Consider the following 25,429-nt stretch of genomic DNA (forward strand, 5'->3'; position numbering starts at 1 on the left):
ATGGCACCTGGCCGACTTAATGGCGTCGTCGGCACTAGGACTTCCTGTCCGTCGGAGCTGGACGTATCGCACCATCACTCGAATGAAAATTTAATCTGATCTCACACTTTCTTTAACGACAAAAATAGGGGCTTCCATTTATAGGAAGTCCCTTATTTTAAATACATGACCATGGCGCTGAAACAATATATTTGCTCATCTTCCGCTTCCCCGATAGCCGCTATATTGTATTTGATATCAACCACCTGCTTTCGTTCCAGATCGCTTAAAAAGTGGTTGATTTCCTCCTCCAAATCCTGCTCATGCTCACAGTCAAACAGCTTGACCTGCATCATGGGATTCCGCCTCCCGTTTTAAGAGCAGTATTGCCTACCAATTTTATTTTTATACAATTTAAAACCTTCAATTAAGTTTAACTTTTTCTTGGCTTCAGGTCTCCGTCCCATTCAAGCATGCCGCCAGTCATATTGACCACATTTGGATACCCATTAGCCATTAAATACTCGCATACTCTCATACTGCGCCCGCCGGCTTTGCATATAAAAATATATTCATTTTCTTTATTAAGATGATGTAATTGTTCAGGAATATCGCCCATTCGGATATGCACCGCCTCCGGAATCATTCCTTCAGCGACTTCCTCATCTTCACGCACATCAATCAAATAAAGCGTTTCGTCATTTTCAAGTTTAGCTTTAACCTCATCAGGTGTTATCGTTTTGATTTCCATAATTATCACCTTTCATTTTCATTCAAATTGACAATTTTCATTATAGCAAAACCTAGGTAAACCCAATAGAAAAAAACTCTGACAGGAAGTTTTTTCCTTAATAGCATGAGGATAACAGCAGGCAATCCCCCTCTTTTTTTACGATCTAAAACGATGACAGACGGAGTTATGTATGCTCAATCGATCTAAATAAGTATGCATTACTACAAACTAACTATCCTGAAATACGCATTTTCTGTCGCTAAGGATTTTTGACGGCAATTAAATGGGGTTCCAGTGGGAGACTGCGTTTAACAATTGGATAGCCTCAGTGACCGCGGCTATTAATATTCACGTTCCCCCTCGGTCGTCAAGAACATCTCTAAGAGTAGTTAAATGAATTATGCTTAATTTGCAGCCGAACAGACTCGCCCTCCACACCGAAACTCAGGAAAAACTCAGACTGCGTGAAAACCATACCCCAGGGTAAAACTTACATCTCAGATGTCCAGAAAAAAAATTCGGTCGCCAAAGTTGTGACGACCGAATTTACATTTATGCTTTTTATTTAATTTGCAACTACGTTTACCAGTTTACCTGGCACTGCAATCACTTTTCTAATGGTCTTTCCGTCAATTGCTGATTTCACTTTTTCATCGTTTAATGCAATTTCTTCGAGCTCTTCTTTGCCTGCCTCGCGGGAAACCATAAGCTTGGTACGGACTTTGCCGTTAACTTGGACGACGATTTCCACTTCTTCTGAAACAAGCTTTGTCTCGTCATATTGCGGCCAAGCTTCGTAAGAAACTGTTCCTTCATGGCCAAGTTTTTCCCAGAGCTCTTCGGCAATATGAGGAGCAATTGGAGATAGCATTTTTACAAATCCTTCAATGTATTGTTTAGGAAGAACTTCAGCTTTATATGCTTCATTGATGAAGACCATGAGCTGAGATATTGCTGTATTGAAATGCATTGCTCCGCAGTCTTCCGTAACCTTCTTGACTGTTTGATGGTATACTCTTTCAAGCTCGCCTCCAGTGACATCTTTTACTTTGTCACTCAAGCTCCCGTTGTCAGCCACCAACAAACGCCAGATGCGGTCCAAGAAGCGGCGCGCCCCGTCCAACCCTGTTGTTGACCAGGCAGCTGATGCTTCCGGCGGTCCCATGAACATTTCATAAAGGCGAAGCGTATCTGCCCCATGGCTTTCAACGATATCATCCGGGTTTACAACGTTCCCTTTGGATTTACTCATTTTTTCATTGTTCTCGCCAAGGATCATTCCTTGGTTGAACAGCTTTTGGAACGGCTCTTTTGTCGGTACGACACCGATATCGTATAAAAACTTGTGCCAGAATCGTGCGTAAAGCAAGTGAAGAACAGCGTGCTCAGCTCCGCCTATATAAATATCAACCGGAAGCCATTCATTCAATAGCTTTTTATCCGCAAGCTCTTTGGAGTTTTTAGGATCGATGAATCTCAAATAGTACCAGCAGCTTCCTGCCCATTGCGGCATAGTGTTTGTTTCCCTGCGGCCTTTTTTGCCTGTTTCAGGATCTTCCACATGAAGCCAGTCAGTAATATTTGCAAGCGGTGATTCTCCCGTACCGGATGGTTTGATTTCATCCGTGACAGGCAACAACACCGGAAGCTGATCCTCTGGAACAGCAGTCATTGTGCCGTCTTCCCAATGGATGATCGGAATTGGCTCTCCCCAATAACGCTGACGGCTGAACAGCCAGTCACGCAAACGGTAAGTGACTTTCTTAGTTCCACAGCCTTTCTTTTCAAGCCAGTCAATCATCGCTGAAATGGCCTCATCTTTATCCATTCCATCTAAAAATCCTGAATTCACATGCGGGCCGTCACCAGCATATGCCTCTACTTCGATGTTTCCGCCAGCCACAACTTCCTTGATGTCCAAACCGAATTTTTTGGCAAATTCATAGTCACGTTCATCATGCGCGGGCACTGCCATGATGGCTCCAGTTCCATAGCTCATCAAGACGTAATCCGCAATCCAGATCGGCATTTTTTCGCCGTTAACTGGATTCACCGCATATGCCCCTGTGAAAACGCCTGTTTTATCTTTCGCAAGGTCCGTTCTTTCAAGATCACTTTTCGATTTGACTTGATCAATATAAGCATTCACATCCGCTTGATGTTCAGGCGTTGTGATTTTCTCAACGAATGGATGCTCCGGAGAAAGGACAGCATATGTTGCTCCGAAAAGTGTATCTGGACGAGTTGTGAAGACAGTAAATGTTTCTGGATGTCCCTCGATGGCGAAAGTGACTTCAGCACCTTCAGAACGGCCGATCCAGTTTCTTTGCATATCCTTGATGCTTTCCGGCCAATCCAATTCTTCCAGATCCTCAAGCAGACGATCCGCATATTTTGTGATCCTTAAGATCCACTGTTTCATCGGACGGCGTTCAACCGGATGTCCCCCGCGCTCACTTTTACCATCGATGACTTCTTCATTGGCGAGAACCGTCCCCAAAGCTGGGCACCAGTTTACCGGAACTTCATCAACGTATGCAAGACCGTGTTCAAACAGTTTTAAAAAGATCCATTGAGTCCATTTGTAATATTCAGGGTCGGTAGTATTGATCTCTCGGTCCCAATCATAGGAAAAACCAAGTGATTTGATTTGCCGGCGGAACGTATCAATATTATGTTCAGTGAACACTGCCGGGTCGTTCCCTGTGTCGATTGCATATTGTTCCGCTGGAAGTCCGAATGCGTCCCATCCCATTGGATGAAGCACATTGTACCCTTGCATGCGTTTCATTCTTGCAAGAATATCCGACGCAGTGTAGCCCTTCGGATGTCCTACATGCAGTCCTGACCCAGATGGGTAAGGGAACATATCGAGCGCGTAAAACTTTTCTTTCGCATCATCTGCCTCTGTTTTAAATGTTTTATTCTTTTCCCAATATTGCTGCCATTTTTGTTCTAATTCCTTGTGATTAAAACCCATGAAGATGCCTCCTGACTTATTCAATTAAAAAACCTCCCATCCCGAGAAAAAAATCCTGGGACGAGAGGTTAGGTTTTCTCCCGCGGTACCACCCAAATTAGTGTATAGGCCACTCACTTCATTAATTCTTTAACGCAGAAAAGCGGCAAGCATTACAAGAAGTTTGCCGGTTCAACCGGAGTCCTTCGTTCACACCTGCAGAATGAAAGGGGAGTTCATGATGGTCCTGGCCGGCTTGCACCTTCCGCCGGCTCTCTGAAAACAGGATGGCACCATTACTGGTCCTTTTTAACCGTTATAATATTAAGTCCTTTATTCCCCATTGTAGACAATTTTAGACATGTTTTCAAGCCTATATTCAAGCTCGAACCCTTTAAAGACAGCATCACCCGTGTTCTCCAGACTGTTTGAGAATCAAAAAAGTTATGTAAAAAATGAAGAGACAGGGTGCCCTGTCTCTATATCAATGCCATGTGCTGTATAGCGGCCGATCATGATTTAGGAGAATCATCTTATTTTGGAGCTGCTGTATTTTTAGGCGAACTCGGTGAAGCTGCTCTCGCTGTTGCGCATTTGCACTTTCGCTCATTTTGTGGAGTTGCTGAACCATGACGTCGAGTTCGTTCATCGCTTCGCTGTATTCGACATCATGATGATGCTCCTGCCGGCTTCCTGCCTCATACTGGTCTTCCGCATTTAAAATTGCCGATTCGCAGCGATTGATAAAGTTGTCAATGGACTCCCGAGTCGTCACATTATCCTCCCCTTTTCCTTCTGGCTTGGCTTTTCGGCCCGCCATCTATAGTTTGTACTCAAGTTCAAAGAGTTATGATACAATTTTTCGTATGATTATTAGGAGGGATTAACAGGATGAATATTGAGGGTATTCTTCCATATGCACGCTCCCTGATGCAAAGGGTGATCAAGCCTGGCAGTGTGGCAATAGACGGAACTGTGGGCAATGGGCATGACACTTTATTTCTTGCCAAACTTGTTGGAGAGAATGGACGCGTTTTCGGATTTGATATCCAGGAACAGGCCATTTTACATACGAAGGAACTATTAGAAAAAAATGGAGTTGCAGACAGAGTGACATTATTCCAACAGGGACATGAAACTATTGGAGAGTGTCTGCCTGCAGAAACTTATGGAAAAATCAGCGGAGCCATGTTCAATCTTGGCTATTTACCCGGCGGTGATAAGTCGATAGTAACGAAGCCGGACACAACGATCTCTGCCATCAGTCAATTGATTGATATGCTGGCCAAAGGGGGTATTCTGGGTGCTGTCATTTACCATGGACATGAAGAAGGCGCCCAAGAACGTGACCATGTGCTGAATTATGTTAAAGAGTTGGATCAAATGAAGGTTCATGTCCTTCAATATGGATTTATCAACCAGAAGAACAACCCGCCGTTTCTGTTGGCGATTGAGAAAAGATGATTTCGGTCAGGCTCAAGTAGCAGCGACGTCCTGTCGCTTCGCCTGCACTAGGATATAATGTCCGTCGAAGCTTGACAAAGAATTTGAAATAAAATTTTCCAAAGCATGTTTTAATTTCTTTTTTTACAAAAGGAAAAGGGCCGGTCAAATAAATTTGGACGGCCCCTGCCTTTTAAGATTTAACTGTAAAAGAGACAAATTTACCTGTGCTTGAAAATCTCTTTTGAAAAGCGCGGTACGCCCTGCCGTTCCAGTAAAAGAAATAACTGATCGGACCTCCGTGCCTCATTATCTTTTTTGCAAGCGCTCTTACTCTAGCCTGTTCACTCACCTTACGATCGGATAGGTAAACGCCAAGAAGTCCCCGATTGATCAACTTATGAAATTTTCGGTCCGGCAAATGTTTAGTATGTCTGTCGGCTTCCTCAAGAAAATGGATGAAACGATTCAGCATTTCTTCATCATTTTCATAATAAAAACAGAAATTTAAATCTCCGCCTTCACGGTCTTCATCCTGATCAATGAAATAGTCCAGCAGTATATGAAGTCCTTGGATATACGGAAAATATCCTTCTCGTATCATTACTGCATGCTTTTCTTGAAAATCATTTCTCATCGCATAGGATACAAGGCAGAAAATGCCAAGTGTCGATCCCGAGCAGGCCGAGAACTCGTGCCAGCCCATTTTAGGCAGAGCATGTTCGTGCTCGGCGAACCATTTTTTAAGTCGATCTTCCCTTGCCTCCATGCAGACATGTTTATATATTTGCAGATCGCAATAATATTTACAAAGCTCAAGCAGATGAGGCTCGATCACGTAGTAGTTTGGGATCCGTCCAAGAACGGATTGGCACGTCTTCATCAAATCGGCTAAATAGCCTCCATCATCTTTATCCTCCCTGAAGCGATAATAATCTCGTTCTCCCGCTCCCACTGTCAATGCATCCTCCATTGACTCATGTAAAGCGGCAAAATCCTTTGGATCAAGGGATGTGCTCCTGTCGCACAGGTTATCGAGGTAATCGCTGATTGTCTGATAAGCCACGATAAATTTGATGGCGTCTTTTTTATTTTCCAGTGCGGCGAGGGCCAAAATTGATCCCCCCTCGCAGTGAAAAGTCTTATTTTTTATGCTTGCCAGGGCCTGCTGCCTCAGTTCCTTGTTCGGAATCGCGCCCGCCCGCTCTTTCCAGTAAGATAATTCCATATGAACTGTCGGCATAATTTTTCTATAAACCTTATTCATGAGTGAAATTGGATGGGTTGGAAGCATGAACAACATCACCTTGCTTACTTTATTTGATAATGGGAAAGCCGAAGTTGGAGCTCGGCAAAGTATTTAGCATAATTAAAAATCATTTCTCTTTCAGGCTCGTTGAATATCTCATGATAACACTTCGGCCATTCCTTATAAAGCTTCTCGGATATAGCCAGTTCGTTAAACCAATTACGTACTTCGGCTTTATTCACAATTTTATCATCTCCCCCCTGCATAACCAAAAGAGGAATATCAGGAAAGTTCGAAATGTTTGTGAAAGCCTCCTTCATTGCCTTTAATAGCTCCCTGTACCAACGGACCGAAACCTTCGTAACAAACAGGCTGTCATTTAATGCTCGGTCCTTTACATCGATGTTGCGGGTGGCAAGGTCTACGTCCAATTGGCTGTCCACCTTCAACTCCGGAGCAATCCAATTCAATCCGACTGACAAAGCGTTGATAGGCAGAGACGGGTAATTGACAAGCCCCAGGCATGGCGACGAAAAAATAACACCTGCCACTTCGTGCTGTTCTTCCTGCAGAAGCCTGATAACTGTCAAGCCGCCCATGCTGTGGCCAAGCAGAAAAACGGGCAAACGGTATCTCTCAGCTTCAATCACCCATTTTTTCACTTCAATTACATATTCATCAAACGTATCAATGTGCCCTCTATGTGATCTTGTGGATAGCCCCTGGCCAGGCAAATCCCCCATGACCACATGGAATCCGCTGAGCACCCACATTTCCCTTAGCCAGCTATACCGTCCCTGGTGCTCCATTGCACCATGTACAATGACGATGACCCCCTGCGCTTTTCCTACCGCTTCCCACTTCCGCATCCCTAGTCTTCCTTTCCATTATATATATGGCTATTCTACCCTTTTTTCCGCCCGGGAACCTCCCATATACATAGAGACTGGAGCAATTTTTCGCTATGTTCGTTATGATAGTATTAAAAAGAGATGAAAGGGTGTTACTATATGGCGATCTATCCATATAAAGGTAAATCCCCAAAAATTCCGTCTTCAGTATTTCTTGCCGATTATTCAACCGTTACAGGAGATGTTGTCATTGGGGAAAATTCGAGCATTTGGTTCAACTGTACAATCAGAGGTGATGTTGCTCCGACAATTATTGGGGAAAGAGTCAACATACAGGACAATTCAGTCCTTCATCAAAGCCCGAATAACCCACTTATCATAGAAGATGAGGTTACAATCGGACATCAGGTGATTCTGCACAGCTGTATCATTAGAAAAAAAGCGTTGATCGGTATGGGTTCCATTATCCTGGACAATGCCGAAATCGGAGAAGGAGCATTCATCGGAGCTGGAAGCCTTGTTGCTCAAGGGAAAGTGATTCCTCCTAATACTGTTGCTTTCGGGAGACCCGCCAAGGTGATCCGAGAAGTAAACGAGGAAGACCGTGCAGAAATGATTCGTATTTCACGGGAATATGCCGAAAGGGGCCTCTATTATCAAGCCTTGCAAAAGGATAAGTAAGGGTTCATACACTTTTCACAAGAAACAGTGGAATTCTATCTTTATCTGCCGATGTAATTCATAAGGGAGTAATATTTTTCTTCAGGCAATGGCCTGGGGAGACACAGCCAATGTACCATCCATAGAAACCCGGTTATTTGATTACAGTGGACTCCTCGATAATGCTTATTCGAAGAAGCTTTTTCTGGGTTCAGCGGGAAAAACTTGGGCCTTGAGACCCCGCAAGACGCGAAGCGGCCGAAGAGGCTTAAGCAAGACCGCGCGAAATCGTCCGCCTGGAACGGAAATCAACGGCGGCTTCTAGGGGTACAAAATATTTAATTTAATTTATATATTTAAAAAGGTGATCCATTATGAATGCATGGGTAATTTTAATCAGTATCATTTCTTGTATTATTCTTATCCTTTTTTTGGGGAAACGCGGCTCCTTTAAAGCGACCTTTGCCTTTTTTACAGCTGTATGTATTTTTACTTTTGTTCTTTTAAACACATTTAATGACCCTGAAGAGCAAAAAGCTACAGCATTACAGGAAGTACAGCAAAACGATGATATACAGCTGATTAAAATAAAAGATAAGGTTTTATTGGACCTCCCTGTTATTGAGCAGCTGCCGGAGCTTCCACGCGGATGTGAAGTTACTTCTCTCGCCATGCTGCTTGAAAGTGCGGGAACAAGCGTTGACAAAATGACGCTTGCGAAAGAAGTGAAGAGAGATCCGGCCCCTTACACAGTTAAAAACGGAAAGGTATATTTCGGAAACCCGCATAAAGGATTCGTAGGGGATATGTATGATTTCAGTAAACCGGGGCTAGGTGTATACCATGAACCAATCATGGAGCTAGGCGAAAACCATTTGCCGGGAAAAATGGTAAATATAACAGGAGAATCTTTTGAGGAGTTAAAAATACCGCTCTCTGACGGCAGGCCTGTTTGGGTCATCATCAATGCCGAATACCGCGAACTTCCCGATTCTTATTTCGAAGTATGGGAAACGAAAACCGGTCCGGTAAAGATTACGAAAAAAGAACACTCCGTCCTAATCACGGGATACGATCAAAAATACATATACTTCAACGATCCGCTTACAGGAATGAAAAACAAAAAAGCACCCATCGGTGATTTTAAGGAATCATGGGTGCAAATGGGCAGCCAGGCAATCACTTACAATTATGAGTGAGCGCCTGCTGCTTTTTTTAATATCAAATTTGAGTATTCCATTTAATGTCCCGTATCCCAAACAGATAAATGCCGACAATAACATTTAAGTACTGTTCAAAGGAGAGATAAGTGATAATGAAGGGCATGATGTTCATGTTCAACATCTATGCTGCTGTTTATACGGCTTTTCTCCCTTTAAAGTATTGTCGGCGTCATTTAGCGTGTGTTTTTCTTACATTTATTGCATTCACGCTTATTGCCTGTTCTAAACAACAAGCGGCGCCTCAGCCAGTCGAAACCAAAACCAATTTTAATCCTGTCCAGGTGAAACAAGAAGTTCAGCCGAAAATCACTATCAAGGATCATGTGCTAATTGATGCTCCTGTCATCAATCAGCTACCCGAACTGCCGCGAGGCTGTGAGGTGACATCCTTGGCGATGCTCCTTGAACATGCTGGTATCCAGACAGACAAGATGAAACTGGCCAAAGATATAAAAAAAGACCCCGCCCGCCGAATAATCAAAAATGGAAAGGTGCACTTCGGCAACCCGCACAACGGGTTTGTGGGCGATATGTACTCGTTCAACGCACCGGGGCTCGGTGTATATCATGAACCCATTCAAGAGCTTGGCGAAAAATATATGCCGGGGAAAATCGTTAACTTAACCGGCAAGCCATTTGAAGAGTTAAAAACCCCATTATCTGGCGAAAGACCTGTCTGGGTCATCATCAATGCCGAATATCGCGAGCTTCCCGACTCTTACTTTCAAACATGGGAAACAAGTTCAGGACCTGTAAAAATTACAATGAAAGAACATTCTGTTTTAATAACAGGTTATGATGATCGGCATGTTTATTTCAATGATCCATTGACAGGAACAAAAAACAAAAAAGCACCCATCGGTGATTTCGAAAAATCATGGGTGCAAATGGGCAGCCAGGCTCTCACTTATAAGTGAGAAGCCGCTGCCGTTTCTTTTTCAAAATTATAACGTTCTTCAATAAATACCGCATGCCAAACCATGAATACTAACACGGTCCAAATTTTACGGCTGTAATCCATTTTCCCTTTGCAATGGTCTTCCAATAATTTTAAAACATATCGTTTGTTGATCAGATGGTCTGTTTGGCTGTTTTTAATGATATCCTTTGCCCAATCAAGCATCTCATCTTTCAGCCAGTGACGGATTGGCACCGGAAAACCGAGTTTTTTACGGTCCAATACATGTTCTGGAACAATACCTTCAGCAGCTTTCCTCAGCACATATTTTGTAGTGCCTTCTGCAGTTTTGAGGCTTGTAGGAATGGTAGATGCTACATCAAATACTTTCGGGTCAAGGAACGGCACCCTGAGCTCAAGCGAATGCGCCATCGTCATCCGGTCCGCTTTGAGTAAAATATCTCCCCGCATCCATGTATGGATGTCGATATACTGCATGCGCTCTACAGGCTCGTATCCGACCGTTTCTGCATACAAAGGCTTTGTCACATCAAGATAATCAATGTCCGGGTGATATCGATTTAACAGACTCTTTTTCTCTTCTTCCAAAAACATTTTGGCATTTCCGATATAACGCTCTTCCATTGGTGTTACACCGCGCTCGATGAAACTTTTACCCTTCACGCCTTCAGGCAATGTTTTGGCAAGCGCCCGTAAAAGTGATTTGCCCACCTCAGGAATTTTATTGAACATCTCCAAGGATTGCGGCTCCCTGTAAATATTATATCCGCCGAAAAGCTCATCCGCTCCCTCTCCTGAAAGAACAACCGTTACATGCTTTCTCGCTTCCCTAGCCACAAAATAAAGCGGTACACACGCAGGGTCCGCTAACGGATCATCCGCATGCCACATGATTTTTGGCAGTTCCTTCATGTACTCCTCAGGAGAAATTACATAGCTGATGTTTTCAACTCCAAGTTTTTCTGCTGTTTCTTTCGCGACATCGATTTCACTGAAACCGTCACGTTCAAAACCGACGGAGAAAGTTTTTATATTCGGATGAAACTGTTTGGCAATCGAAACGATAATGGAAGAGTCGATTCCACCGGAAAGAAAAGATCCGACCGGCACATCACTGCGCATATGGATATTGACAGAATCAAATAGAACATCCCTTATTTCCTTAATTGCAGCCTGCTCGGATTTATTTTGAACCGGCATGAAGTTTGCTCTCCAATATCGCTTGATATTCATGGAACCGCCAGGCTTTTTCGTAAAATAATGACCAGGCTCAAGCTTCTTGATATTCCTTGTCATTGTTTCAGGTTCCGGCACGAACTGATAAGTCATATATTGCTGAAGTGCTTCGGTATTCAGTTCATTTTTGCCCAAAGCAAGCAGGATGCTTTTCTTCTCTGAGGCAAATAATGTCTTATCCTCGTCCTCTATGTAGAAGAAAGGTTTGATTCCAAATGGATCCCTTGCTCCGAATAATTCTTGATTCTGCTTATCCCAAATCAAGAAAGCGAACATGCCCCGAAGTTTTTCCACTGCTTTTTCCTTCAATTCGCTGAACAAAGCGATAATGACTTCAGTATCTGAGTCTGTTTCAAAGTTTAAACCTTTTTTCACCAGTTCTTCACGTAATTCAACGAAGTTGTATACTTCCCCGTTAAATATGATCCAGTAGCGCTCGTTTTCATATGAAAGCGGCTGGCTTCCACTTTCAATATCAATGATACTCAGCCTGCGGAAACCAAATTGGACAAAATCGTCTTGAAAATATCCATCATCATCGGGACCGCGATGAGTAATAATATCATTCATTTCTTTAAATAACTGCTTATTCAGTTGAGTTTCTTCGCTTGGATGATTATGCATGCATCCGATAAAACCGCACATTCTGTGTCACCTACTCTATTAAGATTCAAGCATGGATACGTCAAATCTGCATACCTTTTTTATATTATCATTAATTCCTGCCCTTTGGCAGGGTTATTATGACAAAAAACATCAAAATGGGCATAAACTTTTTGTTAAAAAAAGTAAAAAGGCGGAGCAACAGTGCCCCACCTTCATTATTGTATAGAAAATAGTAAGTCGCTTAATTTCCTTGTCTAGCTCCAGCGCTCAGCGACTAGCAAACTTTGCGCCTCTGGTGCTCCTGCGCCATAGTTATCAAAGGAGCCTTGTTCAGCTCGTCGCAAAGCACAGGAAGCTTTTCGAAGAAGGAGCTTTCCTACGATAAGTCAACATCGGCTCATTCTTCGCCGTGTTGTCCGGCTGCGACGCACAGGGATGTGCTAGTGCAAGCGAAGCGACAGGATGTCGCGTTTTGAGCCTGCCGAGTGCCATCGGCTCGAGGTCATAAGCCAAGCGCTTCTGAAGGCAAAGTGCGCCTTCGCCAGCGCTCGTCTTATGCTTGTCGCCGATAAGCAGGCACTCTCGCACTTCCTTATCCTTTATCTCGTCGGAGACACTCCAGTTTGTACGTCGCTAAACGAGCGCTTGCGCTTTTCTTGTTAAAGTGATGTTGATTTAATAAGCGCCTCTGCTTTATCTGTTCTCTCCCAAGGCAGATCAATGTCAGTACGGCCAAAATGTCCGTAAGCTGCTGTCTGGCGGTAAATTGGTTTGCGGAGATCAAGCATGAGTATGATGCCAGCTGGACGCAAATCAAAGTTTTCCCTAATGGCATTCACCAGTTTTTCTTCTGAAACTTTGCCTGTTCCGAATGTATCGATAGAAATGGAAACCGGCTGTGCCACACCGATCGCATAGGCAAGCTGAACTTCACATTTATCAGCAAGGCCCGCTGCAACGATATTTTTTGCAACGTATCTTGCAGCATAGGCAGCCGAGCGGTCAACCTTAGTTGGATCCTTACCTGAGAAGGCTCCCCCGCCGTGGCGTGCATATCCGCCGTAAGTATCAACAATGATTTTTCTTCCAGTCAATCCCGCGTCACTTTGAGGACCACCGATGACAAAGCGGCCTGTCGGATTGATAAAGTATTTTGTTTCAGCATCAAGCAATTCGGCAGGAACCACAGGTTTGATGACATGTTCCTTTATATCCGCCTGTATCTGCTCCAGTTCGATTTCCGGATGATGCTGTGTGGAAAGAACAATTGTATCAATTCTTACCGGTTGATTATTTTCATCATATTCAACAGTAACCTGCGTTTTTCCATCTGGCCTTAAATAAGGAAGAATGGATTCCTTCCGCACTTGTGCAAGCCTTCTGGAAAGCTTGTGGGAGAGGGAAATAGGAAGCGGCATAAGTTCTTCAGTCTCATTGCATGCAAATCCGAACATAAGCCCCTGATCTCCTGCGCCGATCGCCTCGATTTCCTCCTCACTCATTGTACCTTCCCTTGCTTCCAGTGCCTTATTCACCCCTGCTGCAATATCGGGCGACTGCTCGTCAATAGATGTGAGCACTGCGCAAGTTTCAGCATCAAATCCATATTTCGCACGGGTATATCCAATTTCTTTTATCGTGTCGCGGACGATTCTTGGAATATCCACGTACGTTGTTGTTGTGATTTCTCCAGCAACAAGCACCAGTCCTGTTGTTACAGAAGTTTCACAGGCAACACGGGCGTTGGGATCTTCTGCGAGAATCGCATCCAAAATCGCATCTGAAACTTGATCACAGATTTTGTCTGGATGTCCTTCCGTAACTGACTCAGATGTAAATAAATGCCGATTATGGGACATCAAAGCTCCTCCTTTTACAAAAATGAAAATAAATATTTATACACTCAACGGTACTCTGTCCTTTTTAAAAGAAGCACATCCTCATCATTGGGTATTCATTAAAATAAAAAACCTTTCCTGCCATGAAGTTGAGGAAAGGTTTAGTAGATGTGTTCCGAGCCTTTCACTCTTATCGCCCAAGGCATTTCGCCTTGCTACAGGTAAGCACCTTTCCGTCCGCAAAGCAAAAGAGCTTTTAGACAGCAGGTTGCCGGGCTTCAAAGGACCTGTTTCCTCCACCATCTCAGGATAAGAGTATCCGTTCAACTCAAAATCATAACTTAAATAATAAAACAATGTCAACCGGGAAGGGTAATATTAATGAAATTGCCGTTTTTGCATTGCTTAGTCAAGGGTAAAAACAGAATTTAAATCAGAAAGGGTATCATTTCACTTCATTATTATGTTAAATTTAATTAGTCGTTTCAAGTTCAAGAAATGTTCAAAATTAGTATAGACTAATCGAGTAAATGTGTTATACTATTTCTCAAGTAAACTAAATGCATAAATATATATACAAAGGAAGGGTAAACATATGAGTTCAGTAGGCATCAAAAGCGAATTAATGCAATTATTGAATGGACAGAATGTTCATATGCAATTATCAGTACCACAACTTGTCGAGAAGGTCCTTAGCCGGGAAGAAGGCGTTCTGACAACTTCTGGTGCTGTTCGTGCTGAAACAGGAAAATATACAGGCCGCTCTCCTGAAGACAAATTCATCGTTGATGAACCATCTGTCACAGACAAAATTGATTGGGGTTCCGTCAACCAGCCTATTTCTTCTGATGTTTTCGAAAAGTTGTATTCGAAAGTCGTTTCCTACCTCCAGGAGAAAGAAGAAATTTTTGTGTTCAAAGGATTTGCGGGTGCCGATGAGAAGTACCGCCTGCCAATTCAGGTAATCAACGAATATGCCTGGCACAACTTGTTTGCCCATCAACTTTTCATTCGACCAACCGGTGAAGAATTGGTTGACCACGATGCGCAATTCACTGTCATCTCTGCACCTGGCTTTAAAGCTAACCCTGCAGTTGACGGTACTAAATCCGAAACATTCATCATCGTTTCATTCGAACGCCGCATCGTATTGATCGGCGGTACAGAGTATGCCGGCGAAATGAAAAAATCCATTTTCTCTGTCATGAACTATGAACTACCAGAAGCGGACATTTTATCCATGCACTGCTCTGCAAACGTTGGAGCTGAAGGCGACGTCGCCCTCTTCTTCGGTTTATCCGGAACAGGGAAAACAACACTTTCAGCTGATCCGAACCGCCGTCTGATCGGTGATGACGAACACGGCTGGTCTCCAAACGGCGTATTTAACGTCGAAGGCGGATGCTATGCGAAAACATCAGGGTTATCATACGAAAAAGAACCGCAAATTTATAATGCAATCACATTCGGTTCCGTATTGGAAAATGTCATTGTTGATCCGGCAACACGCGAGCCTCTTTACGATGACACATCATTGACTGAGAACACACGGGCTGCATACCCGATCCAAGCCATTGACAATATTGTTGAGCCAAGCATTGCTGGACATCCATCTGTCATTGTCTTCCTGACAGCCGATGCTTTCGGAGTATTGCCTCCAATCAGCAAGCTGACAAAAGAACAAGCTATGTACCACTTCCTAAGCGGATTTACATCCAAGCTTGCCGGAACAGAGCGTGGAGTCACTTCACCTGAAGCGACATTCTCTACATGCTTTGGTGCACCATTCCTGCCTCTTCCTGCAGCACGCTATGCAGAAATGCTTGGAAAGAAAATTGATGAGCACGGCGTTCAAGTCTTCCTTGTCAACACTGGATGGACTGGTGGTTCATACGGCGTAGGTAAAAGAATGAACCTTGCTTATACACGTGCTATGGTGCAAGCTGCATTAAATGGCGAGCTTGACAACGTGGAAACAACGAAAGACGAAGTATTCGGCCTTTCCATTCCACTTCACGTACCAGGTGTACCTGATGAAGTCTTGCAACCAATCAAGACATGGTCCGATGAAGAAGCTTATAAAGAAAAAGCAAAAGAACTTGCTGGGAAGTTCAATGAAAACTTCAAGAAGTTCGATCATGTTGAAAAATCAATTGCTGAGTTGGGTGGACCAACTGTAAAGTAATAAATTCCGGTTATAAAAAAAGCAACTGCACCTTCTATTGTTATCCATAACAATAGAAGGTGCAGTTTTTTATTGAATCATAATTTAATCGTAGATATTTACCTTTCCTATGGTTCATATTAATGTTCTACTAATTCGGATAGATGGACTTCCTGTTCATTAGAAGGATCATCAAGCGGATAGACTCTTGCCGTTTCTTCATCACTATCTACATATTGGATATACACCCTATCTCCGTTCAGCGTTACATTGGCCATCACAGGAGAATCGGCAATTTCTTGTGCACGCATAGCGTTCATCACAACCACCTCTTCTTTTAAGTTTAATGGTCATAATTTTCGTCAGTTGCCAAAAAATATACTCTGGGTAATCCTAGTGCAGAGGTTTTTTCATATTTCATAGAACTACTGGCTGATTAAGTAAAGATAATTGTCTTATTCCCATGCACAATCACTTTGTCCTCTACATGCCAAGCCACAGCATGTGCAAGAACATGTTTTTCAACATGACTGCCTGCAACTTTTAGATTCTCCGCTGTATAGCGGTGTGTGACCCGGATGACGTCCTGTTCGATGATTGGACCCTCATCAAGGTCATTTGTCACATAATGAGCGGTGGCGCCAATTAATTTTACCCCGCGGTTAAAAGCCCGCACATAGGGGTTTGCACCAACAAAAGCCGGTAAAAATGAGTGGTGGATGTTAATGATTCGATTCGGGAATTTGGAAATAAATTCGGGCGAGAGGATTTGCATATATCGTGCAAGGACGATAAAGTCCACTTTTCCCTCTAAAAGCTCCAATGTTCTCGTTTCAGCCTCGTCCTTCGTTTCGGCGCTTATTGGAATATGATAGTAAGGTATACCTTCTCTTTCGACTATTTCCCTTAAGTCATTGTGATTACTGATGACCATAGATATTTCCGCTTTTATTTCGCCGGATTTGACTCTCCATATCAATTCCATCAGGCAGGCATCACGCTTTGTCACAAAGATGGCCATGCGCTTTCTTTCTCTCTTTGTGCTAAGCTGCCATTTCATGTTATATTCTTCACCTAATTGATGCATATCCTCCTGCAGTTTGTCATAGGAAGCATCAAAATCGCTCAGGTCAAATTCGATCCTCATAAAAACCATTCCTGCTTTTGGATCTGTTGTGTGCTGATCAAATTGTACGATATTCGCCTGGTGCTCAAGTAAAAAATTGGACACCGTCGAAATAATCCCCGGCTTTTCCGGGCAGGAAATCAATAAGGTCGCCCTGTTTTTATTTTGCTCCGCCTTCATATTTATTTCCTCCATTAATCTTTTATTGTATCGTTTCAATTATGCATGAACCTTCATTCCGGCAACCCAAGCATATGGTCAGAGATATTGCCGAATGGCAGTGTCCGCTTTTTTCCATTTATCCGCCGACCACAATGATAATGGATTTCGGTTGATCTGTCATTTGCTAAGCTTTCTTGTTTTTCATCTTTCCCGTGGACAGCCTAATTTATTAATCTACTTCAATGGAACAGGTAGCTGAATAAGAAGCACTTCCCAATTATAAACCCTCAGTTCATCAACAATTAAATTGAATGAAACTGTACACCGCAGCCGCCCTCAATATCTTCATACAAGCCTCAATATTGTCCAATAATACCTTCCATAGTTTCAAGTTTACTTAGAGCTGTTTCCGTAAACGTAATAAGCATTTGCATCCCCCTGCGTTCGGGTTTACATCCCGTTAAACGTACAAATCACGAGATCATCCAGCAAAAATCAATTTTTTCAAATTTAGGAGTCATCGTGCGAAACCAGTTTCCAGGCTACAAAAAAAGACAGAAAAGGCATTGTTCCCTTCTCTGTCTTTTGTGGAGTTTCTTCTTTGGTGACGTTTTTCCAAACTACCTTCTCCAAGATTTGCATCGGACTATAGTTCTTCTGCCATAAAGATTTTATCTAAGGGATTTTTTTAGACCTTGCTCCTCCGGCGGCTTATTAAAGCACTCCACAGTCTTCACCTGTTATGTTTTTTCTTTAGTAATTACGCTCTCTTCAAACAGGGTTTTCCCATAATACGTTCCTTTATTTCTTCTCCGGTTGGCGTCGCCGCTAGACCGCCAAGAGCAGTCTCCTTTAACGTCCGCGGCATGCTTTTTCCGATATCGTACATTGCCCCAATGACCTCATCAAATGAAATCCGGCTTTCCAATCCGGCAAGGGCCATGTCGGCTGATGTAAATGCAATGGAGGTACCAATCACATTCCGTTTTATGCAAGGAACTTCGACAAGCCCTGCCACTGGATCGCAGACAAGCCCAAGAAGGGATTTGAGAGCCATGGCTCCCGCATGTGCCGCCTGTTCCGGCGTCCCGCCCCTCATTTCTACAATAGCCGCGGAGGCCATGGCTGTCGCCGAACCGATTTCCGCCTGGCATCCGCCGGCAGCCCCGGAAATAAATGAGCGATTGGCAATGACGTACCCGATGGCACTTGCTGTAAACAGTCCCATTACAAGCCTGTCAAAAGGTATATCCGTATTTTCTTTTAACGTAAAAATACAACCAGGCAGAACCCCTGCAGATCCTGCTGTAGGCGTAGCAACAATGACACCCATTCTCGCGTTTGTTTCTGAAGTGGCAAATGCATACTTCATTGCATCAATCATCAGGCTCCCCGTCAAATAACTTCCCTTTTCTTTGTATTTTTGCATCTTATAAGCATCCCCTCCGGAAATGCCGCTTGGAGTGGGAGATGGATCAGAAATGCCGGCGTCGATAGCCTCTTTCATTTTCAATAATCTTTCTTTCATCATTTCAAAAATATCTTCACGGTCCCGTCCAGTTTTCGCTGCTTCTGTTTCAAGCATCAACTCACCAATATTCACATTCTTATCCTGGCAATGTTGAAGAAGATCTTTGATCGACTGAAAATCCATGGTATCATCTCCTTTATTTCATCATGCAGGAAGATACTTTTTTCTAATCCGGTCGTAATCTATATGGGAGTTTAATAAAATATCCACTGGGTTATCATTGATCAGGAAAATTTTTGAAACTCCTCCCCCCAAGGATACACCCCCGAACTTCATCTCAGTTTCTCCCCTTTTCATCTGGACAATAAGTGTATTCGGATGATCATAATAAGGGCACTCTTCATTCAATTGAAAGGTGAAATGCATCTTTTGCTGTTTCGCCAATTCAAAAGCATGTTTGATACCCGCATGATCCGGATTAAATCCAAGCAAACCGCCTACAATTGCCTTATCCGTTCCGTGGCCTTGGTATGTCTCTGAAAATGAATCATAAAAAGAAATGTTTGCAACACTTGGAGCCGTTCCAAAAAGGTCATGCCCAAACTTTCCGATGGATACGACTCCTGCCGTATGTGAACTGGATGGCCCCACCATAATAGGGCCGATTATGTCAAAGCAACTGTTAAATACCATTCAAGGAGCCTCCATATCTATCAGACTAAATGTTTTTGATAAAGTGGAAACGCATTGCATAACTGTTGGATATTCTCTTTTACACGGTCAATAACTTCCGAGGCGCCTTTGCTCGTTAAAATATCGGCAATATGATGACCGATGATTTCCATTTCACTTTCTTTCATTCCTCTGGAAGTAAGAGCAGCGGTTCCAATCCGAATTCCACTCGTTACAAATGGACTTTCCGGGTCGTAAGGTATTGTATTTTTATTAACAGTAATTCCTGCTTCCTCCAATAATTGCTCCGCTTCTTTACCTGTTAATCCCCACGGCCTGACATCTACCAGCAGTAGGTGATTATCCGTTCCGCCGGAAACAATGGAAGCCCCCGCATTCTTTAATGTTTCCGCAAGCGTTGAAGCATTGCGGACTACCTGTTCCATGTATATTGTAAAATCAGGATGAAGCGCTTCCTTAAATGAGACAGCTTTTGCAGCAATGACATGCATGAGCGGTCCGCCTTGAATTCCGGGAAAAATAGCACTATTTATTTTCTTTATCATCTGTTCATCATTAGTTAAAATAATCCCGCCCCGCGGTCCCCTTAACGTTTTATGAGTCGTGCTGGTAACAACATCGGCATATGGCATAGGAGAAGGGTGAAGTCCAGCGGCGACCAATCCTGCAATATGAGCCATATCCACTAGAAAAAAGGCACCAATTTTATCAGCAATTTCTCTGAATCTCGGAAAATCAATAAATCTTGGATATGCACTGGCTCCCGCTATGATCAGTTTGGGACGCTCTTGCAGTGCGATTTCTTCAACTTCGTCGTAATCAATGAGATGGGAGTCTTCCGTTACTCCATACGAAACCACTTCAAACCATTTCCCTGACATGTTCACCGGACTTCCATGGGTTAAATGTCCGCCATGGGATAAATTCATTCCCATGATTTTGTCACCGGGTTCCAACAAGGAGAATAGTACTGCTGTATTTGCCTGCGCACCCGAATGCGGCTGGACATTGGCATATTTGGCTCCAAACAATTCAGTCAATCGTTCAATGGCTATATTCTCGACAACATCGACATGTTCACATCCGCCATAATAGCGCCTTCCTGGATAGCCATCGGCATATTTGTTCGTAAGGACTGACCCCATTGCTTTCATGACATCCTCACTGACAAAGTTCTCAGAGGCGATTAATTCCAAAGACTGATCCTGCCGCTTCCGTTCTTCCTCAATAGCACGGAAGATTTCGATATCTCCATTTACAAGACTCATTCAGTGGTCCTCCTTTTTTTCTACCCTCCCCCGCTTTTTATGGACAACACAAAAAAGGACAGGGGAAAGATAGATGGTTTTCTACCTTCCTCTGTCCTGTTACCTGAGAGTTTAAACTTCGAATCGAAGTATTCCCCTTGGGTGGCCTTTACAGGCGCTCTCCAGAGACGCGTCCAAACGCGGTGCTTTTACCTGAGAGATTGGATCCCATGGATTTTCTGGGACTTGCTCCTTCGGTGCTAAACGAAATGTTTAGTCTCTCCCACGCCTGTCATTCGCATGATTCTTATTATTTCATACTATAACGTATAGTGTAAATATTGTCAATCATACTGAAAGATGCTTTATACACTCTCTAATGTTCACATATAAATAAACCCGTGCCAGCTAAAAACCGGCTTCCTTTGAGGACACACTTTTCATTAATTTAATTTATTAATATAGCTTCCAACTGCTGAAGCTCTATTCGATTCAGTCAGAACATGCTGTTTTTTTTACCATTTCCATAGAAACTGATAAGATAGATAGGAAAGAAAGCAAAGTTAAACAAGTATGAATTCTTTTTTTAAAAAGTAAAAGAAAGCCCTTTAGTAACAAACGCAGCCTCCACAAACATTAGCGGAATATGTTATTTTTACTTACTGATCAGGCTGTGTTCCTTGCCGTATAAAAGATAGGTGGTGTATGTAATGAAAGCCAGAGCCGGTATTGTGGGTCCGAAAGATTTAGTCAATACAATGAAAGAGATCGCAAAAGAATTTGATGAGCAATTGATCACCGTTCCATTTGAATATCTTCATGCAATGGAAGCAACAGAAATTGTACGTAAAAATCAACAATCTGTTGATTTTTGGATTTTTGCAGGACCTGCATTACATACTTTCGTTCAAAAGAGTGGGTCGCAACAGCCTTTTTATTATCTAAATCTAGATGGGGCAAGTCTTCAAAAGACCTTACTGGAGATAAGTTATAAAGATAATATGAGTCTCAGCAGAATGAGCATCGATCTTTTGAAAGAACGCGATGTATTTGAAACTTATCGTGAACTTAGAATTACTTACAAAGATATTTACGTATATGAATATGAGTATGATACACCTCTTGATAAATTATTGGCGTTTCATCAAGATTTGTACATGAAGAAAAAGGTGGATATTTGCGTTACCTGCCTGCATTTCATTTATGAAAAACTTAGACAACAAGGAATACCCGTTTACAGAGTCACCCCAACCCGAGTGAATATTCGGGAGACATTTTTATCAGCAATTGAAAAGTGGACTACTCACCAATTTAAAAAATCACAGATAGCTGTAGTATTAATAGAGATACAGAAGATTGAACAAAACAGGAACTCAAGTACAACCATCTCTTACGATGCTCACCGTACAAATCTGGAATTACAAACTGCCATACTGGATTATGCGGAATCCATCTCTGGATCGTTTGTCAATCTTGGACTTGGTTCCTTTATCATTTTTTCTACAAGGGGTTTTTCAAGGGAGACAGGCCAACATATCCAAGTTTTATTAGATAGCATTTCCCTCGTGACCGATCTGCCTGCGAATATTGGTATTGGCTATGGGGATACAGCATTGAAGGCTGAAGAAAATGCCAGAGTCGCCCTCCATCATGCACAAAATTACGAGGCTTATTGCGCTTTTCTAGTCGATGACAGAGATAACATTACAGGCCCCCTTAGGCAGGAGGAAAATATTTCCTTTAGCTACCGTACAGAAGATAAAGAAATCAGCAATAAACTAAAAGACAGCGGAGTAACGATAACGACATTCAATAAAATTTTGTCCGTTCAAAGAAGGACAGGAAATCATTCTGTGACAACAAACCTTCTTGCTGATTGGCTCAAAATGACTCCGCGAAATGCCCGCAGAATTCTCACTGGGCTTGTTGAACAAGGATTGGCTGAAATAATTGGCGAAGAAGCGCCTGCTTCAAAAGGGAGACCACGAAAGATATACCGTGTGACAGCTGAAGTAAATGAATAACCCAAAAAGAATGACCAGCATTTCCTGGTCATTCTTTTTGTTCCTTTGATTATTAATATCCTCATAAGGTTAACCCAGGTCAATCAGGAGCTGACCGAATAACGGCTCGTCGAACCATCGCTTTCTATCTCTTCACCTTTCGTATCATCATCCGATTCATCTATAATGTCTTTTCCGTTTGTTTCCGGCAAAAGCCATACTGTGATGATTGATAATATACATGACACAGATCCAACAATCATGATCGATATGCCCATACCGATTACCCCTGTAAAAACTCCAATAAAAGCTGGTCCAAATGCTGCAATTCCACGGCCAACATTATAAACGAATGCCTGCCCTGTCGCCCGAATCCTAGTAGGGAACAGTTCGGCTGAATATGAGCCGATACCTGCAGACTGTCCTGCGGCAGAAACTCCAACGAGGAGGGCGACGAAATAAGAGATGAATCCCTCCCCTACCGGGAGCAGGATAAATGTAATGATGGTTAAACCTGAGCCTAAGAAATAAATGCTGAATGTAGGACGCCTGCCCAATTTATCATGCAGAATCCCGGCAGAAATATATCCCAGCATACATCCGGCAATAGTTATCCATAAATAAGTAGTAGTTCCAAGTAAATCCAGATTGCGCTCCACTTGTAAATATAAGGGTAAAAAGCTAAATACTGAATAATAAATCGCCTGAACACCAAATCCTAATATAATAGCTAGAATTGTAATTCTAATTTGAGAGCGCGAGAATAGTTCAGGAAATGGGCTTGTCTTTTTCACTTCATTATTAACTGGTATACGGTCTTTTACATTCCTTCTAATGTAAAAGATGGCCAGCGCGGGTAAAATACCGATGAGAAATAAATATCTCCAAGCAACTTCCGCAGGAAAAAATGAAAAGACTACGAAAAAACTTACGGTTGACAGTGCCCAGCCAATTCCATAAGTGGATTGGAGAAGCCCCATTGTTCTTCCTCTATTTTTTGATGAAGCATATTCTGCTAGCAAAGCAGCGCCAACAGGCCATTCTGCTCCAAAAGCTAAGCCTTCCAGAATACGCCATACAGCAAGCTGCGTGGGAGTTTGTGCAGTGGCCGTTAAAGCAGTAAAAACTGAGAATGCTAAAATAACGTAGGCAAGGACACGAGCTCGGCCAAATCTATCAGCCAGCATTCCACCAAGGATTCCGCCAAGGGCGGAAGCCAGGAGGCTGTATGTAGTAATCCAGCCTCCTTGTGCCACCGTCATGTTTAACCCAGCAAGTATACCCGGGAGCGCAAGTCCAAACATGGTAAACGTAAAGCCATCTAACCCCCAACCAAGACCAGATGCGAGAAATGCGCGGCGAGCTTCGATATTATTTTTCATTTAGCTCCTCCCTGTTCAGTTTTCTAGCCCAGTATGTTAAAAGCAAGAGCAATTTTTGCATCGCCGATTCCTGAACTAAATGCATTTCTTCTTTTCAGAATTAACTAATTACAATGATTATAAATATTGATTAGAGTTATCAGTTAACTCACTTTAGATTCATTGAAAAATATTTTCTTGCAAATCGTATAAGACATGTCATGTTCCTACTTTAGTTATTAATTCCTCGCCCTCTATTTTCTCAGGTGACTCATCTATAATAACTTTCCCTTTCGTTTCAGGGAGCAGCCAGACTGTGATAATTGCAAGTGTACATGAGATGATCCCAACCGTCATAATTGCGTTACCCATTCCAATCATCGCAGTAAAAACACCGATAAAAGCTGGACCAAATGCTGCAAACCCACGACCGACATTGTAAACGAATCCTTGTCCAGTAGCCCTCATTCTAGTTGGAAACAGTTCTGCTGAATATGCACCAATTCCTGCGGATTGTCCCGCTGCAAATACACCTAAAAGCAAGGCAACAAAATAAGATACGAAACCTCCACTGACAGGGATTAAGATAAATGTGACAATTGTTACCCCAGAACCTAAGAAATAAAGTGTGAATGTAGGGCGCCTTCCCAAGATATCATGCAAATAACCCGCCGAGATATATCCGATCATACACCCTGTAATTGTCGTCCATAAATAAGTCGTAGTTCCAATAATACTTAAATTTTGGACCTGTTTTAGATATAAAGGCAGGAAGCTAAACACGGAATAATATACCGCTTGAACTCCGAACCCTAAAACAATAGCCAGCAACGTAATCCTGATTTGCTTCCGTGAAAACAATTCTTTCATAGAATTGTTTTTCTTAACACTCTTATCCCTATTAACAGGTACTCGGTCTTTGACATTTCTTCTTATATAGAATACTGCAAGTGCTGGCAATATTCCAATAAGGAATAAATATCTCCAGGCTACTTCAGGCGGGAATAGAGAGAATACGGCAAAATAACTTAACGTTGATAATGCCCATCCAATCCCATACGCTGATTGAAGGAAGCCCATTGTTTTTCCACGAGATTTTGAAGATGCATACTCTGCTAACAAAGCTGCTCCGACAGGCCATTCGGCTCCAAAAGCCAAACCTTCAAGAATTCTCCACATAGCCAATTGCGTGGGGTTTTGTGCAGTGGCGGTTAAAGCAGTAAAAACGGAAAAGGCCAATATTACGTACATTAATACACGCGCTCTGCCGAACCTGTCAGCCAGCATTCCTCCAAGAATCCCACCTACTGCAGAAGCTAAGAGACTGTATGTTGTGATCCAGCCTCCTTGAGCAACAGTCATGTTCATTCCTACCAAAATACCAGGTAATGCTAACGCAAACATCGTAAAGGTAAAACCATCTAATCCCCAGCCTAGACCTGACGCGATAAACGCACGCCGCGCATCGATATTGTGCTTCAATGTAAACGCCTCCTATTAATGGCT

General features: G+C 42.8%; 21 protein-coding genes, 3 riboswitches and 1 other annotated feature. Of the genes, 6 read left to right on the forward strand and 15 right to left on the reverse strand.

The genetic code is table 11. From position 1 onward, the window contains the following. Positions 1 to 152 precede the first annotated feature (152 nt). From D4T97_RS06765 to D4T97_RS06780, 4 genes are all read right to left on the reverse strand, one after another. On the reverse strand, positions 153 to 335 hold the full coding sequence (locus tag D4T97_RS06765; RefSeq protein ID WP_126048980.1) for a sporulation protein Cse60: 183 nt from the start codon (positions 333 to 335) through the stop codon (positions 153 to 155). Between the two features lie 77 nt (positions 336 to 412). Then, complete coding sequence (locus tag D4T97_RS06770) at positions 413 to 730, reverse strand: rhodanese-like domain-containing protein (RefSeq protein ID WP_126048982.1); 318 nt, start codon at positions 728 to 730, stop codon at positions 413 to 415. 547 nt (positions 731 to 1,277) lie between these two features. Further along, positions 1,278 to 3,692 (reverse strand): leucine--tRNA ligase, encoded by a 2,415-nt coding sequence (leuS, locus tag D4T97_RS06775; protein WP_126049205.1) that lies wholly within the window; start codon positions 3,690 to 3,692, stop codon positions 1,278 to 1,280. Between the two features lie 53 nt (positions 3,693 to 3,745). Beyond that, positions 3,746 to 3,992 (reverse strand) — a binding site (T-box leader). Positions 3,993 to 4,155: 163 nt separating this feature from the next. After that, the gene (locus tag D4T97_RS06780; RefSeq protein WP_126048984.1) at positions 4,156 to 4,446 is read right to left on the reverse strand and encodes a YtzC family protein; all 291 of its coding nucleotides are present in this window, start codon (positions 4,444 to 4,446) and stop codon (positions 4,156 to 4,158) included. 116 nt (positions 4,447 to 4,562) lie between these two features. Here D4T97_RS06780 and D4T97_RS06785 point away from each other — a divergent pair, with 116 nt between their 5' ends. After that, positions 4,563 to 5,135, forward strand: a complete 573-nt coding sequence (locus D4T97_RS06785; protein WP_126048986.1) for a class I SAM-dependent methyltransferase — start codon at positions 4,563 to 4,565, stop codon at positions 5,133 to 5,135. Positions 5,136 to 5,307: 172 nt separating this feature from the next. Here D4T97_RS06785 and D4T97_RS06790 read toward each other — a convergent pair whose 3' ends face one another. After that, entirely contained in the window at positions 5,308 to 6,408 is a 1,101-nt protein-coding gene (locus D4T97_RS06790) for a tetraprenyl-beta-curcumene synthase family protein (protein ID WP_126049207.1), read from the reverse strand. A gap of 17 nt (positions 6,409 to 6,425) precedes the next feature. Then, positions 6,426 to 7,232 (reverse strand): alpha/beta hydrolase, encoded by an 807-nt coding sequence (locus D4T97_RS06795; RefSeq protein ID WP_126048988.1) that lies wholly within the window; start codon positions 7,230 to 7,232, stop codon positions 6,426 to 6,428. A gap of 141 nt (positions 7,233 to 7,373) precedes the next feature. Between D4T97_RS06795 and D4T97_RS06800 the strand changes: the two genes are divergently transcribed. The 3 genes from D4T97_RS06800 to D4T97_RS06810 all read left to right on the forward strand — a co-directional run bounded on the left by D4T97_RS06800 (position 7,374) and on the right by D4T97_RS06810 (position 10,014). Then, entirely contained in the window at positions 7,374 to 7,895 is a 522-nt protein-coding gene (locus tag D4T97_RS06800) for a gamma carbonic anhydrase (RefSeq protein ID WP_126049209.1), read from the forward strand. 353 nt (positions 7,896 to 8,248) lie between these two features. Continuing rightward, entirely contained in the window at positions 8,249 to 9,073 is an 825-nt protein-coding gene (locus tag D4T97_RS06805) for a C39 family peptidase (protein WP_126048990.1), read from the forward strand. A 110-nt stretch (positions 9,074 to 9,183) separates the two neighbouring features. Further along, positions 9,184 to 10,014 carry a C39 family peptidase gene (locus tag D4T97_RS06810; RefSeq protein ID WP_235872175.1) on the forward strand — a complete coding sequence of 277 codons (831 nt, stop codon included), beginning with the start codon at positions 9,184 to 9,186 and terminating at the stop codon, positions 10,012 to 10,014. Here D4T97_RS06810 and asnB read toward each other — a convergent pair. Both asnB and metK read right to left on the reverse strand, forming a co-directional pair. Beyond that, a complete protein-coding gene (gene asnB / locus D4T97_RS06815; protein WP_126048994.1) occupies positions 10,005 to 11,897 on the reverse strand; it encodes an asparagine synthase (glutamine-hydrolyzing) in 1,893 nt (630 codons plus the stop codon). The two genes, D4T97_RS06810 and asnB, sit on opposite strands and share 10 nt — an antisense overlap. Before the next feature lie 620 nt (positions 11,898 to 12,517). After that, on the reverse strand, positions 12,518 to 13,717 hold the full coding sequence (gene metK / locus D4T97_RS06820; RefSeq protein WP_126048996.1) for a methionine adenosyltransferase: 1,200 nt from the start codon (positions 13,715 to 13,717) through the stop codon (positions 12,518 to 12,520). A 166-nt stretch (positions 13,718 to 13,883) separates the two neighbouring features. Then, a riboswitch (SAM riboswitch) is annotated at positions 13,884 to 14,012 on the reverse strand. Between the two features lie 279 nt (positions 14,013 to 14,291). On the opposite strand from metK, the gene pckA reads away from it, so the two are divergent. Further along, the gene (gene pckA, locus D4T97_RS06825; protein ID WP_126048998.1) at positions 14,292 to 15,881 is read left to right on the forward strand and encodes a phosphoenolpyruvate carboxykinase (ATP); all 1,590 of its coding nucleotides are present in this window, start codon (positions 14,292 to 14,294) and stop codon (positions 15,879 to 15,881) included. A gap of 119 nt (positions 15,882 to 16,000) precedes the next feature. On the opposite strand, the gene D4T97_RS06830 is transcribed toward pckA, so the two are convergent. From D4T97_RS06830 to glyA, 5 genes are all read right to left on the reverse strand, one after another. Next, the gene (locus D4T97_RS06830) at positions 16,001 to 16,180 is read right to left on the reverse strand and encodes an H-type small acid-soluble spore protein (RefSeq protein ID WP_126049000.1); all 180 of its coding nucleotides are present in this window, start codon (positions 16,178 to 16,180) and stop codon (positions 16,001 to 16,003) included. A 116-nt stretch (positions 16,181 to 16,296) separates the two neighbouring features. Continuing rightward, positions 16,297 to 17,166 carry a formyltetrahydrofolate deformylase gene (gene purU / locus D4T97_RS06835; RefSeq protein ID WP_126049002.1) on the reverse strand — a complete coding sequence of 290 codons (870 nt, stop codon included), beginning with the start codon at positions 17,164 to 17,166 and terminating at the stop codon, positions 16,297 to 16,299. 742 nt (positions 17,167 to 17,908) lie between these two features. Next, positions 17,909 to 18,802 carry an L-serine ammonia-lyase, iron-sulfur-dependent, subunit alpha gene (sdaAA, locus tag D4T97_RS06840; RefSeq protein WP_126049004.1) on the reverse strand — a complete coding sequence of 298 codons (894 nt, stop codon included), beginning with the start codon at positions 18,800 to 18,802 and terminating at the stop codon, positions 17,909 to 17,911. A 21-nt stretch (positions 18,803 to 18,823) separates the two neighbouring features. Continuing rightward, positions 18,824 to 19,312 (reverse strand): serine dehydratase beta chain, encoded by a 489-nt coding sequence (locus tag D4T97_RS06845; protein WP_126049006.1) that lies wholly within the window; start codon positions 19,310 to 19,312, stop codon positions 18,824 to 18,826. A 20-nt stretch (positions 19,313 to 19,332) separates the two neighbouring features. Further along, entirely contained in the window at positions 19,333 to 20,580 is a 1,248-nt protein-coding gene (gene glyA, locus D4T97_RS06850) for a serine hydroxymethyltransferase (protein WP_126049008.1), read from the reverse strand. Positions 20,581 to 20,669: 89 nt separating this feature from the next. Next, a riboswitch (glycine riboswitch) is annotated at positions 20,670 to 20,747 on the reverse strand. Positions 20,748 to 20,750: 3 nt separating this feature from the next. Continuing rightward, a riboswitch (glycine riboswitch) is annotated at positions 20,751 to 20,855 on the reverse strand. A 414-nt stretch (positions 20,856 to 21,269) separates the two neighbouring features. Here glyA and D4T97_RS06855 point away from each other — a divergent pair. After that, positions 21,270 to 22,583, forward strand: coding sequence for a helix-turn-helix domain-containing protein (locus tag D4T97_RS06855; RefSeq protein ID WP_126049010.1), 1,314 nt, complete (start codon positions 21,270 to 21,272; stop codon positions 22,581 to 22,583). An 83-nt stretch (positions 22,584 to 22,666) separates the two neighbouring features. Here the strand turns inward: D4T97_RS06855 and D4T97_RS06860 are convergent, their stop codons facing one another. Both D4T97_RS06860 and D4T97_RS06865 read right to left on the reverse strand, forming a co-directional pair. Continuing rightward, entirely contained in the window at positions 22,667 to 23,944 is a 1,278-nt protein-coding gene (locus tag D4T97_RS06860) for an MFS transporter (protein WP_126049012.1), read from the reverse strand. Positions 23,945 to 24,142: 198 nt separating this feature from the next. After that, positions 24,143 to 25,405 (reverse strand): MFS transporter, encoded by a 1,263-nt coding sequence (locus D4T97_RS06865; protein WP_126049014.1) that lies wholly within the window; start codon positions 25,403 to 25,405, stop codon positions 24,143 to 24,145. Positions 25,406 to 25,429: the final 24 nt, after the last annotated feature.

It is taken from the genome of Siminovitchia acidinfaciens (genome assembly GCF_003605385.1).
GTDB classification, from domain to species: domain Bacteria; phylum Bacillota; class Bacilli; order Bacillales; family Bacillaceae_C; genus Siminovitchia; species Siminovitchia acidinfaciens.